This is a genomic window from Ornithinimicrobium jinqii (assembly GCF_045032595.1).
In the GTDB taxonomy this organism is placed as follows: domain Bacteria; phylum Actinomycetota; class Actinomycetes; order Actinomycetales; family Dermatophilaceae; genus Ornithinicoccus.
Genome location: NZ_JBJFZS010000012.1, coordinates 48,874 through 63,023, shown reverse-complemented (window position 1 = coordinate 63,023; position 14,150 = coordinate 48,874). Strand labels below are relative to the sequence as shown.

Below are 14,150 nucleotides of genomic sequence, written 5' to 3'. Positions count from 1 at the left end.
ATCGCTCAATGCTAGGGCTCCCCCCGCAGGGGGTGCGAAACGGCAGGTGGGCAGGTATGCCGCAGACTTGTCGCCGTGACCTCGCCCTCCTCCTCGAGCCCGCCCTCGACCTCCCGGCCCCCGAGGGCTGGACGTCAGCTGGCGGACCTGGGGCCTGTCGAGCAGCTGCGGGCCGGTCGGCTGGTCCCCCGGCTGTCGCTGTTGCTGGTCGGTCTCTTCCTCTACGGCGCCTCGATGGCGCTCGTCGTGCGCAGCGTGCTCGGGCTGATCCCCTGGGACGTCCTGCACGTGGGCCTGCAGCAGCACGTGCCCCTCAGCTTCGGGACGGTCGTGGTGGCCGTGTCGGTGCTCGTCCTGCTGCTCTGGGTCCCGCTGCGGCAGAAGCCGGGCCTCGGGACGCTGGCCAACGCCTTCCTCATCGGCCCGTCGGCGGACCTCGTGCTCGCGGTGCTGCCGCAGACCGAGGACCTGGGCTGGCGGGTCGTGCTCCTCGTCGCCGGCATCGTGCTGAACGGGGTGGCCACGGGGATGTACATCGGCTCCCAGTTCGGCCCCGGTCCCCGCGACGGGCTGATGACCGGGCTGGCCCGGGTGTCCGGCCGGTCGATCCGGCTGGTGCGCACCCTCCTCGAGGTCACCGTCGTCGCGGTCGGCTGGCTGCTCGGCGGCGTCGTCGGGGTGGGCACGGTCCTCTACGCCCTGGCGATCGGGCCCCTGGCGCACGTCTTCCTGCCGCTGTTCACCGTCGACCTGCCACCGCGGGACCGGGCCACGTGAGCCCCGCCGCGCCCGAGGGGGCCGGCGCGGTGCGGCCAACCCCGTCCGGGTGGGTCCTGACGCTGACCCTGGCGGCGCTGTCGATGATCGGGCCGTTCACCATCGACACGATCTTCCCCGGCTTCGCGGAGATGGGCGAGGAGTTCGGCTCGAGCCCGGCGGCGCTGCAGCAGGTGACGAGCGTCTACCTGCTGGCGTTCGCGCTGATGAGCGTGGTGCACGGACCGCTGTCGGACGCGCTCGGGCGACGGCCCGTGATGCTCGTGGGACTGGGCGGGTATGTCGTGGCCTCCGCCGCGTGCGCGCTCGCCCCGTCCCTGGGCTGGCTGCTGGTGGGCCGGGTGGTCCAGGGGCTCTTCGCCGGTGCCGCGACGATCGTCAGCCGGGCGGTGATCCGCGACCTGTTCTCCGGTGCGGAGGCCCAGCGGCTGATGAGCCAGGTGATGGTGATCTTCGCGATCGCGCCCGCGATCGCCCCGGTCGTGGGCGGATGGATCCTGCAGTGGGGGCGGTGGCCGTGGATCTTCTGGTTCGTCGGGGCCTACGGGGTCCTGGCCGTGCTGCTCGTCGTCCTCGTCCTGCCGGAGAGCCTGCCGCCGCAGGACCGGCAGCCGCTGCGCCTGCGGTCGGTCGTCGGGGGTCTGCTGCACGTGGCGCGGTCGTGGGCGTTCGAGCGCCTGGCGCTGGCGGCGGCGTTCGCCATGTCGGCCTACTTCGTCTACGTCGTCGGGGCGCCGATCGTGGTCCTCGACCTGCTCGGGCTGGGCGAGCAGGACTTCTGGGTGCTCTTCGTGCCGCAGATCGGCGGGTTCGTGCTCGGTTCCTGGCTGACGGGTCGGTTGGCCGGGCGGGTGGACGAGCAGCGCCTGGTGGATGTCGCGATGGGTGGGCTGCTCGTGGCGGCGGCGGTCAACGTGGTCCTCGCCGGGGTCGCTCCGTCGTTGCCGTGGGCGGTGGTCGGGCCCACGCTGATGGGTGTCGTCATCGGCATCGTCTTTCCGCTCCTCCAGCTGAAGATGCTCGACCTGTTCCCCGCGCACCGGGGCTCGGCGGCGTCGATGGCCTCGTTCGCCACGCTGACCTTCAACGCCCTGCTGGCCGGGGCGATCATCCCGCTGGTGTCCGCCACCCTGCTGACGACCGCCCTGGCCAGCGCGGCCCTGGGGCTCGCGGGGGTGGCGATGTGGGTGTGGCACCGGCGCGCGGTGGCCCCGGTTCCCTAGCTGTTCAGTCCACGGAGGTCGGGTACACGGTCGACGCGGGGAGCGGAAGCGTGGCCCTCGGTGACGGACGAGCCGTCCTCAAGCCGGGGACCTGTGGCCGTTGGAGGGGCCACAGGTCGCATTCTTGTGGGGACCTGGGGCTGACGGACATGACCGGACGCCCGGCCTGCTCGTCGCCCGCTCAACCACCGGAGGGCTTGCGCACCTCCGACGGGTCGATCTCTCCCTCGCGGAGGAGCTCGACACCGGCGCGCAGCAGCTCGTCCATCGGCTCGCCGCGGTCGGCGCGGGCCAGGATGCTGGCACGCATCCGGGGGTCCCAGAACTTGCGCAGGTGGGTGGCGATCTCCTCGGCGGCACGCCGCGGCGGGTGGTGGGCCATCGCCCGGGCGATGTCGTGACCCATCCGCACGTCCGCCGGCTCGTGCTGACGCTGCTCGGCGTCGACGTCCGATCCGCTGGCCGGTCCCTGGGTGGGCACGGGCTCGGCCCGGGTCGGGGCGTCGAGGTCGGGCGTGCCGTTCTCCCGGTGGGCGTCCGCCCCGGACCCGGTCCGGACCTGCGGCCGCTCGTTCATCCACCCACCCCCGCGGGCTCCGACCGCCGCGGCACGGCGGAGTTGGCGACCATCACCTGGACCGCCGTCACCTTGTACTCCGGGCAGTTCGTCGCCCAGTCCGAGTTCTCGGTCGTGACCACGTTGGCGCCCGTGACCGGGTGGTGGAAGGTCGTGTAGACCACGCCCGGCTGCATCCGCTCCGACACCTCCGCCATCAGCGTGGTCGCCCCGACCCGGCTCGACAGCTCGACCCGGTCGCCGCTGGAGATGCCCCGCACCTCAGCGTCGGCGGGGTGGATCTCCAGCACGTCCTCGGGGTGCCAGGTGTTGTTGGGCGTGCGCCGCGTCTGTGCGCCGACGTTGTACTGGGACAGGATCCGGCCCGTGGTCAGGATCAGCGGGTAGCGCCTGGTGGTCTGCTCGGTCGTGGGCACGAAGACGGTCGGCACCAGCCGGCCGCGCCCGCGCACGAACTCCTCGACGTGCATCGTCGGCGTGCCGGTGGGTGCGGCCTCGTTGACCGGCCACTGCATGCTGCCCTCGGCGTCGAGGCGGGCGAGCGAGACGCCGGCGAAGGTCGGGGTCGTCGCCGCGATCTCGTCCATGATCTGCGCCGCGCTGTCGTAGTGCATCGGGTAGCCCATCGCCGTCGCGATGTCGCAGACGATCTGCCACTCGTCCTTGCCGACCTTCGTCGGCATGACCGGGCGCACCCGGCCGAGCCGCCGCTCGGCGTTGGTGAACGTGCCGTCCTTCTCCAGGAAGCTGCTCCCGGGCAGGAAGACGTGGGCGTAGCGCGCCGTCTCGTTGAGGAAGAGGTCCTGGACGACCACGAGCTCCATCGAGGTGAGCGCCGCGCGCACGTGCTGGAGGTTGGGGTCGGACTGGGCGATGTCCTCCCCGTGCACGAACAACCCCTTGAAGGACCCGCCCAGGGCCGCGTCGAACATGTTCGGGATCCGCAGCCCGGGCTCGGGGTCCAGCTGCACTCCCCACAGGTCCTCGTAGATCGCCCGCACCTCCGGCCGCGAGATGTGCCGGTAGCCGGGCAGCTCGTGCGGGAAGGACCCCATGTCGCAGGAGCCCTGCACGTTGTTCTGCCCGCGCAGCGGGTTGACGCCCACCCCCGTGCGCCCGATGTTGCCGGTGAGCATCGCCAGGTTGGCCAGGCCCATCACCATCGTCGAGCCCTGGCTGTGCTCGGTGACGCCGAGGCCGTAGTAGATCGACGCGTTCCGCGCGCTGGCGTAGAGCCGGGCGGCGGCGCGCACCTGCTGCGGGTCGAGGCCGGTCGCGCCGGCGGTGGCCTCGGGCGAGTTCTCCTCGCGGGCGATGAACTCCAGGTAGGTCCCGACGTCCTCGCACCGGGCACGCAGGAACTCCTCGTCGTGCAGCCCCTCGGTGACGACCGTGTGCGCCATCGCGTTGATGAAGGCCACGTTGGAGCCGGGCAGGAGGGGCAGGTGGTATGCCGCCTCCACGTGGGGGGAGCGCACGAGGTCGATGCGTCGTGGGTCGGCCACGATGATCTGGGCACCGGCGCGCAGCCGCTGCTTCATGCGGGAGCCGAACACCGGGTGGGCGTCGGTCGGGTTGGCCCCGATGAGCAGCATCACGTCGGTGTGGTCGACGGACTCGAAGTCCTGGGTGCCGGCCGAGGTCCCGAACGTCTGGTTGAGGCCGTAGCCGGTCGGGCTGTGGCACACCCGCGCGCAGGTGTCGATGTTGTTGTTGCCGAACGCCGCCCGCACCATCTTCTGGACGACGTAGACCTCCTCGTTGGTGCACCTGGAGGAGGAGATCCCCCCGACGGCGCCCGCGCCATACCTGGCCTGGATGTCCCGGAAGCCCTCCGCGACCCGCGCGATCGCCTCGTCCCAGCCGACCACGCGCCAGTCGTCCTCGAGGGAGTCGCGCACCATCGGGTGCAGCTGGCGGTCCGCGTGGTCGGTGTAGCCGTAGGCGAACCGGCCCTTGACGCAGGAGTGGCCCTCGTTGGCGCCGCCGCTGCGCGCCGGGACCATGCGGACGACCCGCGTCTCGACCTGGTTGTCGGCCGTCGGCACGTCCTTGACCTCGGCCCGGAAGGTGCAGCCCACGCCGCAGTAGGCGCACGTGGTGTCGACCACGCGGGTCGGCATCCCCAGGCTGACCAGCGACTTCTCGGTCAGAGCGTCGGTAGGGCAGGCCTGCACGCAGGCTCCGCAGCTGACGCACTCGGAGCTGAGGAAGTCGGTCGGACCCGGCGCGACCCTCGAGTCCAGACCCCGGCCCTCGATGGTGAGCGCGAAGGTGCCCTGGACGCGGTCGCAGGCGCGGACGCAGCGGGAGCAGACGATGCAGGCCTGGGGGTCGTAGTCGAAGTAGGGGTTGGACAGGTCGGGGGTGCCGCGGGCGTCGGCCGGGTCCGGGAGCCCGTAGCGGACCTCGGCGAGGCCGGTGCGCCGGGCCAGCTCCAGGACCTCGCAGCTCCCCCGCGCGCAGCCGGCGCAGTCCGCCGGGTGGTCGGAGAGGTAGAGCTCCATCACCCCGCGCCGGAGGCGCTGCACCTCCTCGGTGCGGGTGCTGACGACCGCTCCGTCGGCGCACGGCGTCGTGCAGGAGGCGGGGGCGCCCCGGGCGCCCTCGACGTCGACCAGGCACAGCCGGCACGAGCCGAAGGCGGCCAACGAGTCGGTCGCGCACAGGCTGGGCACGTCGATGCCGAGCTCGCGGGCCGCGCGCATCACCGAGGTGCCCTCGGGGACGGTGACCTGCTGCCCGTCGATCGTCAGGGTGACGGTCCGCGGCTCGACCCCGTCGCCCCCCGGCGGGGGCGGGGTGCCGAGGTCGCGCTCGGGGGCGTAGGGGGTTCCAGCGTCGAGGGTGGTCACGTCGGTCTCCGATCGAAGTCCTCCGGGAAGTGCGCGAGCGCGCTGCGCACCGGAACGGGCGTCAGGCCGCCCATCGCGCACAGCGACCCCTTGGTCATCGTCTCGCACAGGTCCTCCAGCAGCGCCAGGTCGGCCTGCCGTCGCTCGCCGCCGCCGGACGTGATGCGGTCGATCGTCTCCACCCCGCGGGTGGAGCCGATCCGGCAGGGCGTGCACTTGCCGCACGACTCGACAGAGCAGAACTCCATCGCGAACCGCGCCATCCGCGCCGCGTCGAAAGTGTCGTCGAAGACCACGACGCCGCCGTGGCCGAGCATCCCGCCCGCCTCGGCCAGCACCTCGTAGTCCATCGGCACGTCGAGGCGGTCGGCGGGCAGGTAGGCCCCCAGCGGGCCGCCGGTCTGTACCGCGCGGACCGGGCGGCCGGACCGGGTGCCCCCGCCGAAGCCCTCGACGAGCTCGCGCAGGGTGATGCCGAAGTCGCACTCGACGAGCCCGCCCCGGGCCACGTTGCCGGCCAGCTGGAAGACCTGGGTGCCGAGCGAGCGACCCGTGCCGTGGGCGGCATACGCGGCGCCGCCCCCGGTGACGATCGCCGGCACGGCGGCGAAGGTGAGCACGTTGTTGACGACGGTCGGGCGCCCCCACAGCCCGACGAGCGCCGGGATCGGCGGCTTGGCCCGCACCTCGCCGCGGCGACCCTCGAGGGACTCGAGCATCGAGGTCTCCTCGCCGCAGATGTAGGCGCCCGCCCCCTCGCGAACGTGCACGCGGAAGCTCCGGCCGCTTCCGAGCAGGTCCTCGCCCAGGTAGCCGTGCTCGCTCGCGACGGCCACGGCCTCGCGCAGGGTCTGCAGGGCGTCGGGGTACTCGCTGCGGCAGTAGACGTAGCCCTCCGTCGCCCCGACCGCCACGGCGGCGACCGCCATCCCCTCGAGCAGCAGGAACGGGTCGCCCTCGGCCACGATCCGGTCGGCGAACGTGCCGGAGTCGCCCTCGTCGAGGTTGCAGGCGACGAACTTCTGGTCCGCGACCGCCCCGAGAACCGTGCGCCACTTGATGCCGGTCGGGAAGCCCGCCCCGCCGCGGCCGCGCAGCCCCGAGGTGACGACCTCCTCGACGACCTCGGCCGGGTCGGTCCCCAGCGCGCGCCGCAGGGCGTCCCACCCGCCGGAGGCCAGGTATGCCGCAAGGTCCAGCGGCTCGGCGAGGCCGAGCCGGGCGCAGGTCACCCGTTGCTGCGCGGTCAGCCAGGGGTCCTCGTCGACGACCCCGATGACGTCGCCGGTCGCCGAACCGTCGAGCAGCCCGTCGGCCACGAGCCCGGGGACCGCTGCGGCGGTGACGTTGGCGTAGCCGACCCGTCCGCGTCCTGTCTCGACCTCGACGAGCGGCTCTCGCCAGAGCATGCCCCGGGTCCCGTTGCGGCGCACCGTGACCCCCTCGACCGCGGCGAGCGCCTCGGCCACCTCGTCCGCGCCGACGGCCCTGGCCGAGCTGTCCCGCGGGACCCAGACCGTGGTCATCCGTCCCACCCCTGCGCCCGCTCCAGCACCTGGGCGGCGGTCGCCCGGCCGCGCAGCTCCCCGTCAACCGTCACGCTCGGACCGAGGGCGCAGTTGCCGAAGCAGAAGACCTGCCGCACCTCGACGTTGGCCCGGCCCGCGAGGCCCCGCTCCACCTCGCCGTGCAGCTCCTCGGCACCGACCGCCTGGCAGGCCTCGCCACGGCAGACGCGCACCGTGTGGGCCGGCGGCGGCGTGCGACGGAGGTCGTCGTAGAAGCTCACCACCCCGTGCACCTCGGCGACCGAGAGGTTGAGCTCGTCGGCGATCTCGACGACCGCTGCGTCGCTGATGCAGCCGTCGGCCCGCTGGACGTCGTGGAGGACCTCCAGCAGCGGTCCTCGCTCGTCGGCACGACGACGGGCCAGCTCCCGCGCGCTCGTCTCCCGCGCGCTCGTCGCTCCCGTACGGGTCACGTCCACCCCTCCTCGTCGACGGTGGTCCCCGCAGTCTAGGCCCGCCCGCCCGGCGCCCGACCGACGCCCGACCGACGTGCTGAGGGGGGCTGACGCGCTACGACCGCCTGTCCTAGAGTGGGGCCAGGAGGGATGACCATGCCGACGGAGAACCCGATGAAGATCCTGACCGAGAGCGAGTGCTGGGAGCGGCTCGACGACCTGGAGTTCGGGAGGATGGCCTACCACCTCGCCGACGAGGTGCACATCTCTCCGGTCAACTACGCGGTCGACGGAGGGCGCATCATCTTCCGCACGGCGGAGGGCTCCAAGCTCCTCGGCGTCGTGATGAACGAGGACGTCGCCTTCGAGATCGACCGGATCCACACCGACGACGAGACCGCCTGGAGCGTCATCGCCCGGGGCAGGGCCGAGATCCTCGAGGGCCAGGACGCCCGGGACACCGACAACCTGCGGCTGCGCCCGTGGGTGAGCACCGACAAGTTCAACGTCGTGGCGATCACGGTCCATGAGCTCAGCGGCCGGCAGTTCCACCTCGCCCGGCCGTGGCGGCACATGGTGCCCGGTCAGGCGTAGCCGCCCGGTTCACGACGCGGCAGGCACCCACGACGACGCGGCAGGGACCGGCTCCAGCGCAGCACGCAGCGGGGAGGACGTCGCGGGCACCGGCGCGGTCGCAGCAGGCGTCGGCACCGACGCGGTCGCAGCAGGCGTCGGCACCGACGCGGCCCGGCCCGCGGCCCAGGTGAGGTACCCGCCGTCCAGGTTCCGGACGTCATACCCCCGCTGGGTGAGCAGCCGCGCCGCCGCGTGCCCGCGCACCCCGACGGCGCAGTGCACCACGAGCGCCCCGGCGGGCAGCTCGTCCAGCCGGTCACGCAGCTCGTCCAGCGGGAGCAGCACGGCCCCGGGGATCGCGCCACGCGCGTGCTCGGCCGCGGTGCGCACGTCCACGACGCTCGCGCCGGCGGCCAGGGCGTCGCCGAGCTCGTGCCACTGGATGCTCCGGGTCAGCCCGCCGGCCAGGTTCTCGGCGACGAAGCCCAGCATGTTGACGGGGTCCTTGGCCGACCCGAACTGCGGCGCGTAGGCCAGCTCCAGCTCGGCCAGCCCGCTGGCCGTGAGCCTTCCCGTCATCGCCGTCGCGATGACGTCCATCCGCTTGTCCACACCGTGCCGGCCCACCCCCTGCGCGCCGAGGATGGCGTCCGTCCGCGGGTCCACGAGCAGCTTGAGGTGCATGGTCTGCGCGCCGGGGTAGTAGCCGGCATGGTCGCCGGCGTGGGTGTGGATGGCCCGGTAGGGACGGCCGGCGGCCCGCAGCCGCTTCTCGTTCCAGCCGGTCGCCGCCACCTGCAGACCCATCACCCCCACGATGGCCGTCCCGAGCACCGGCCGTGACCGCACGTCGAGCCCGGCGATGTGGTCCGCGACGCGGCGCCCCTGGAGGTTCGCGGTGTTGGCCAGGGGCACGAGGACGTCGCTGCCGTCGAGGGCGTCCTGCTTGACGACGGCGTCGCCGACCGCGTAGACGGCAGCGTCCGAGGTGCGCAGGTGCTCGTCGACGACGATGCCTCCGCCCGGTCCGGTGGCGAGCCCGGCATCCTGCGCCAGCCGGGACTCGGGACGCACGCCGATGGCCAGGACGACCAGGTCGGCCGGCACGACGGCACCGGTGGAGGTGGTGACGGTCTCCTCCTCGACGGAGACGACCTGCTCACCGAGCCGCAGGCGGATGCCCACCTCGCGCAGCTCGTCGTGCACCGGCGCCACCATCTCGGGGTCCAGCGGCGCCATCACCTGGGTGGTGGCCTCGACGAGGGTGACCGACAGTCCGCGGTGGACGAGGTTCTCAGCCATCTCCACGCCGATGAAGCCGCCGCCGACGACCACGGCGGTCCGGGCAGACGCGGTCGCGGCCACGAGGGCGTCGGTGTCCTCGAGGTCGCGCAGCGACAGCGCTCTCTCGATGCCCGGCATCGGCGGTCGCACCGGTCGTGCACCCGGTGAGAGCACGAGCGCGTCGTAGGGCAGCTGCTCGGTCCCGCCGCCGTTCAGGTCGGCGACGTGCACGACGCGCGCCTCACGGTCGATGGCGGTGACCTCGTGGCGCACGCGCACGTCCAGGCCGAAGCGCGCACCGAGCGACGCGGGCGTCTGCAGGAGAAGGTCGGAGCGCTCCTCGATCACCCCGCCCACGTGGTAGGGCAGTCCGCAGTTGGCGAACGACACGTGGCCGCTGCGCTCCAGCACGACGATCTGCGCGTCCTCGTCGAGCCGCCGCAGCCGGGTGGCCGCGGACATGCCACCGGCGACGCCACCGACGACGACGACGCGCCGGACCCCCGCGGGGGAGGTCGTGTCGTGGGGCTGCGGGGCAGGGTTCATCGGTCAGTCCTTCGTCGGGGATACCCACCAGGGTATACGACCGGGGCTGGCCGACAGCCCCCGCCGACCGCCCCGGCCACCGCCCCTGGGGACAGCACTGCGCCCGTCCAGGCGAGTGGACGGGCGCAGCGGTTCGGGGGTGGTGCAGGACGGGAGCGCTCAGTCGCCCTTGTTGAGCCCCGCGCTGATCATCGTCATGACCGAGGAGTCCGCCAGCGTCGTCACGTCGCCGACCTCTCGGTTCTCCGCGACGTCCTTGAGCAGGCGGCGCATGATCTTGCCGGAGCGGGTCTTGGGCAGCTCGGGCACGATCATGATCTGACGCGGCTTGGCGATCGGCCCGATCTCCTTGGCCACGTGGTTGCGCAGCTCGGCGATGAGGTTCTCACCCTCGCCGACCTCGTCCGCCTCCTCCACGAACTCCGAGCGGAGGATGACGAAGGCGCAGATCGCCTGGCCGGTCGTCTCGTCGGCAGCACCGACGACCGCGGCCTCGGCGACCTTGGGGTGGGACACCAGCGCCGACTCGATCTCCGCCGTGGACATCCGGTGCCCCGAGACGTTCATGACGTCGTCGACGCGGCCGAGGACCCAGATGTTGCCGTCCTCGTCCAGCTTGGCGCCGTCGCCGGCGAAGTAGAGGTTCTCGAACCGGCTCCAGTAGGTCTCCTTGTAGCGGTCCGGGTCGCCCCAGATCCCGCGGAGCATCGCCGGCCACGGCTCGGTGAGGACCAGGTAGCCGGCCGAGCCCTTCTCCACCGGCTGGCCCACGTCGTCCACCACGGCGGCGCTGATGCCGGGGATCGCGTGCTGGGCGGAGCCCGGGCGGGTGGGGGTGACGCCGGGCAGCGGGCTGATCATGATCCCGCCCGTCTCGGTCTGCCACCAGGTGTCCACGATCGGGCACCGGTCGCCGCCGATGACCTCGCGGTACCACATCCACGCCTCGGGGTTGATCGGCTCGCCGACCGACCCGAGCAGCCGCAGCGAGGACAGGTCGAACTTCTCCGGGATCTCCCTGCCCCACTTCATGAAGGTGCGGATCGCCGTCGGCGCGGTGTAGAGGATGCTGACCTTCTTGTCCTGGACGATCTCCCAGAACCGGCCCTGGTGGGGGGTGTCCGGCGTGCCCTCGTACATCACCTGCGTCGCGCCGAGCGTCATCGGGCCGTAGACGATGTAGGAGTGGCCGGTCACCCAGCCGATGTCGGCGGTGCACCAGTAGACGTCGGTCTCGGGGTGCACGTCGTGCACGACCGAGCTGGTGTAGGCCGTCTGCACCAGGTAGCCGCCGGTCGCGTGGAAGATGCCCTTGGGCTTCCCCGTCGTGCCGGAGGTGTAGAGGATGAACAGCGGGTGCTCGGCGTCGAAGGCCTGGGCCTCGTGGCTCTCCGCCGCGGCGGCGAGCGCGTCGTCCCACCACACGTCCCGACCGTCGGTCCACTCCACGTCCTGGCCGGTCCGCCTCACCACGAGGACGTTCTGCACGTCGGTGTCGCCGACCGCGAGGGCCGCGTCGACCGCCGGCTTGAGGGCCGAGTGCTTGCCGCGCCGCCAGCCGCCGTCGGAGGTGATGACGAGCGTGGCACCCACGTCGTCGATCCGGCTGTGCAGCGCCTCCGCGGAGAAGCCGCCGAAGACGACCGAGTGGGGCGCACCCAGGCGTGCGCAGGCGAGCATCGCCACGACCGCCTCGGGGATCATCGGCAGGTAGATCGCGACCGTGTCGCCCTGGCCGACGCCCAGGTCCGCGAGCGCGTTGGCGGCCCGCTGCACCTGCTGGTGCAGCTCGGCATACGTGATGTCGCGGGTGTCCCCGGGCTCTCCCACGAAGTGGATGGCGACGCGGTCGCCGTTTCCCGCCTCGACGTGCCTGTCGACCGCGTTGACGCAGGCGTTGAGGGTGCCGCCGACGAACCACTTCGAGAAGGGGGCGTCGGACCAGTCGAGGACCTGGTCGAAGTCCTGCTCCCACGTCACGTAGCGGCGGGCCTGCTCGGCCCAGAACCCCTCACGGTCTGCCGCCGCGTGCTCGAAGAGCTCGGCGGTGCCGTTGGCCGCAGCCGCGAACTCCTCGCTGGGCGGGAAGGTGCGCTCCTCGTGCAGGTGGGTCGGTCCATCGGTCTGCTTCGGGTCGGACATCGGTGTCTCTCTCCTTGCCTCGTGCGTCAGGCTCCGTGCTTGCTGAGTATGCCGTGCCCCGGGGTGCGCGTCGCGGCGCACCCCGGGAGCACGGCGGGGGGGTCAGTGCTCGATGGACTCGGCGACGCCGTGCCCGGTGAGGCTCTTCACCTCGACCTCGGCCCACTTCTGGGGGTTGCTCTCCTTGTCGGTGACGGTGCCCAGCCAGCCCAGGAAGAAGCCGAGCGGGATCGAGATGATGCCCGGGTTGGCCAGCGGGAAGAACGAGAAGTCGACGTCCGGGTTGGTGATCATCGACGTCTCGGACCCCGAGACGACCGGGCTGAACGCGATGAGCAGCAGCGACGAGGCCAGACCGCCGTAGATGCTCCACAGGGCGCCACGGGTGTTGAACCGCGACCAGAACAGCGAGTAGAGGATCGTGGGCAGGTTGGCGCTGGCCGCGACGGCGAACGCCAGGGCCACCAGGAACGCGATGTTCTGCCCGTAGGCCAGGATGCCGCCGACGATCGCGACGACACCGATGCCGACCGCGGCCCAGCGGGCCACCCTGACCTCCTCGTCCGGGGTGGCCTGGCCGTTCCGGAAGACGTAGTTGTAGAGGTCGTGGGCGAAGGTCGCGGAGCTGGCGATCGTCAGACCGGCGACGACCGCGAGGATCGTCGCGAAGGCGATCCCCGAGATGATGCCGAGCATCCACGAGCCGCCGAGCTCGAAGGCGAGCAGCGGGGCCGCGGAGTTCGCCCCACCGGGGGCGGCGTTGATGGCGTCCGGCCCCACCAGGGCGGCGGCACCGTAGCCGACGACCAGGGTGAGCAGGTAGAAGCCGCCGATGAGCCAGATGGCCCACTCCACGGACTTGCGGGCCTGCTTGGACGTGGGGACGGTGTAGAAGCGGATCAGCACGTGCGGCAGGCCGGCGGTGCCGAAGACCAGCGCCATCGACAGCGAGATGAAGTCGATCTTGCTCAGTGTGGAGCCGCCGTAGCGCAGGCCCGGGTCGAGCAGCGCGGCCCCGTCCGGGGAGTTGTCGACGGCACCCTGCAGCAGCCCGGAGAGGTTGAAGCCGTACTTGCCCAGCACCCAGACGGTGATGATCGTGGTGGCCCCGATGAGCAGGACCGCCTTGATCATCTGCACCCAGGTGGTGCCCTTCATGCCGCCGATGAGGACGTAGCCGATCATCACGGCGCCGACGACGGCGATGACGAGGTACTGCGCCCACAGCGAGTTGAGCCCCAGGAGCAGCGCGACCAGACCACCGGCACCGGCCATCTGGGCGAGCAGGTAGAAGAAGGAGACCGCCAGCGAGCTGGTGGCCGCGGCGATCCGGACCGGACGCTGCTTGAGGCGGTAGGAGAGCACGTCGGCCAGGGTGAAGCGGCCGATGTTGCGCATCAGCTCGGCGGTGAGCAGGAGTGCCACCAGCCACGCGACCAGGAAGCCGACCGAGTAGAGGAAGCCGTCGTAGCCCTGCAGCGCGATCGCGCCGGCGATGCCGAGGAAGGACGCCGCCGACAGGTAGTCGCCGGCGATGGCGAGGCCGTTCTGCCGGCCGGAGAACGACGCACCGCCGGTGTAGTACTGCGCGGCGGTCTTCTTGCCGCCGGCCACCCGGATGACGATCGTCAGGGTGAAGAGCACGAAGCCGGCGAAGACGGCGATGTTGAGGGCGGGGCTACCCACCTGGACGGACTCGGCCGCGGCGGTCACCGGGACGAGGCTGGCGAAGGAGGTGCTCATCGGCCCTCTCCCATCTCGGTCATCCGCTCACCGAGGGCCTCGGCGCGGGGGTCGAACTCACGGTTGGCCCACCGTGCGTAGATGAAGGTGATCGCGAACGTCGTCACGAACTGGAGCAGCCCGAAGATCAGGCCGACGTTGATGTTGCCGAAGACCTGGACGCTCATGAACCCGGGCGCGAAGACGGCCGCGAAGACGTAGAGGAAGTACCAGGTGAGGAAGAAGGCGGTCATCGGGAAGACGAACTTGCGGAAACGGCTGCGCAGGTCCTGGAAGTCCTCGGTCTGCTGCAGTCTCACGTACGGGTCGACGTTGAGGTCGTCGTCCACGTGACGGGGGTCGGCCACGGGTTCCTCCATGCTCGGGACCGGGCTCCGGTGCTCGGTCGGTGACCCCACTGTGCGGTGGCGGCGGGGGCGCCCGGAACCCCTCCGGCAGCCCGGGGAGGACGGACGGCCGAGCGG

General features: G+C 72.0%; 11 protein-coding genes. 3 read left to right on the top strand and 8 right to left on the bottom strand.

The features are described 5' to 3' along the window. Nucleotides 1-75: 75 nt before the first annotated feature. Nucleotides 76-777: a membrane protein YczE gene (gene yczE / locus ACI3ET_RS05535; RefSeq protein WP_405031976.1), complete on the top strand. Its 702-nt coding sequence runs from the start codon at nt 76-78 to the stop codon at nt 775-777. Beyond that, entirely contained in the window at nt 774-2,000 is a 1,227-nt protein-coding gene (locus ACI3ET_RS05530; protein ID WP_405031975.1) for a multidrug effflux MFS transporter, read from the top strand. Before yczE ends, ACI3ET_RS05530 begins: the two co-directional genes overlap by 4 nt. A gap of 181 nt (nt 2,001-2,181) precedes the next feature. Here ACI3ET_RS05530 and ACI3ET_RS05525 read toward each other — a convergent pair whose 3' ends face one another. The 4 genes from ACI3ET_RS05525 to ACI3ET_RS05510 are packed head-to-tail and all read right to left on the bottom strand — an operon-like array spanning nt 2,182 to nt 7,413. Continuing rightward, nucleotides 2,182-2,577: a formate dehydrogenase subunit delta gene (locus ACI3ET_RS05525; protein ID WP_405031974.1), complete on the bottom strand. Its 396-nt coding sequence runs from the start codon at nt 2,575-2,577 to the stop codon at nt 2,182-2,184. After that, a complete protein-coding gene (fdhF, locus tag ACI3ET_RS05520; protein WP_405031973.1) occupies nt 2,574-5,432 on the bottom strand; it encodes a formate dehydrogenase subunit alpha in 2,859 nt (952 codons plus the stop codon). Before fdhF ends, ACI3ET_RS05525 begins: the two co-directional genes overlap by 4 nt. After that, nucleotides 5,429-6,958: a formate dehydrogenase beta subunit gene (locus tag ACI3ET_RS05515; RefSeq protein WP_405031972.1), complete on the bottom strand. Its 1,530-nt coding sequence runs from the start codon at nt 6,956-6,958 to the stop codon at nt 5,429-5,431. The genes fdhF and ACI3ET_RS05515 overlap by 4 nt, the downstream gene beginning before the upstream one ends. Continuing rightward, on the bottom strand, nt 6,955-7,413 hold the full coding sequence (locus tag ACI3ET_RS05510; RefSeq protein ID WP_405031971.1) for an NADH-quinone oxidoreductase subunit NuoE family protein: 459 nt from the start codon (nt 7,411-7,413) through the stop codon (nt 6,955-6,957). Before ACI3ET_RS05510 ends, ACI3ET_RS05515 begins: the two co-directional genes overlap by 4 nt. A gap of 132 nt (nt 7,414-7,545) precedes the next feature. Here ACI3ET_RS05510 and ACI3ET_RS05505 point away from each other — a divergent pair, with 132 nt between their 5' ends. After that, nucleotides 7,546-7,989: a pyridoxamine 5'-phosphate oxidase family protein gene (locus tag ACI3ET_RS05505; protein WP_405031970.1), complete on the top strand. Its 444-nt coding sequence runs from the start codon at nt 7,546-7,548 to the stop codon at nt 7,987-7,989. 9 nt (nt 7,990-7,998) lie between these two features. On the opposite strand, the gene ACI3ET_RS05500 is transcribed toward ACI3ET_RS05505, so the two are convergent. From ACI3ET_RS05500 to ACI3ET_RS05485, 4 genes are all read right to left on the bottom strand, one after another. Beyond that, nucleotides 7,999-9,801 carry an FAD-dependent oxidoreductase gene (locus ACI3ET_RS05500; RefSeq protein WP_405031969.1) on the bottom strand — a complete coding sequence of 601 codons (1,803 nt, stop codon included), beginning with the start codon at nt 9,799-9,801 and terminating at the stop codon, nt 7,999-8,001. Nucleotides 9,802-9,960: 159 nt separating this feature from the next. Beyond that, the gene (gene acs, locus ACI3ET_RS05495) at nt 9,961-11,943 is read right to left on the bottom strand and encodes an acetate--CoA ligase (RefSeq protein WP_405031968.1); all 1,983 of its coding nucleotides are present in this window, start codon (nt 11,941-11,943) and stop codon (nt 9,961-9,963) included. A 102-nt stretch (nt 11,944-12,045) separates the two neighbouring features. Beyond that, nucleotides 12,046-13,686, bottom strand: a complete 1,641-nt coding sequence (locus ACI3ET_RS05490) for a solute symporter family protein (RefSeq protein ID WP_405031967.1) — start codon at nt 13,684-13,686, stop codon at nt 12,046-12,048. Continuing rightward, nucleotides 13,683-14,015: a DUF485 domain-containing protein gene (locus ACI3ET_RS05485; protein WP_405032088.1), complete on the bottom strand. Its 333-nt coding sequence runs from the start codon at nt 14,013-14,015 to the stop codon at nt 13,683-13,685. Before ACI3ET_RS05485 ends, ACI3ET_RS05490 begins: the two co-directional genes overlap by 4 nt. Between the last annotated feature and the right edge of the window lie 135 nt (nt 14,016-14,150).

Excerpts from the sequence above, each read along its gene's own strand:
- ACI3ET_RS05525 (WP_405031974.1), bottom strand. The coding sequence starts at position 2,577 with ATGAACGAGCGGCCGCAGGTCCGGACCGGGTCCGGGGCGGACGCCCAC.
- ACI3ET_RS05515 (WP_405031972.1), bottom strand. The coding sequence starts at position 6,958 with ATGACCACGGTCTGGGTCCCGCGGGACAGCTCGGCCAGGGCCGTCGGC.
- ACI3ET_RS05505 (WP_405031970.1), top strand. The coding sequence starts at position 7,546 with ATGACCATGCCGACGGAGAACCCGATGAAGATCCTGACCGAGAGCGAG.
- ACI3ET_RS05500 (WP_405031969.1), bottom strand. The coding sequence starts at position 9,801 with ATGAACCCTGCCCCGCAGCCCCACGACACGACCTCCCCCGCGGGGGTC.
- acs (WP_405031968.1), bottom strand. The coding sequence starts at position 11,943 with ATGTCCGACCCGAAGCAGACCGATGGACCGACCCACCTGCACGAGGAG.
- ACI3ET_RS05490 (WP_405031967.1), bottom strand. The coding sequence starts at position 13,686 with ATGAGCACCTCCTTCGCCAGCCTCGTCCCGGTGACCGCCGCGGCCGAG.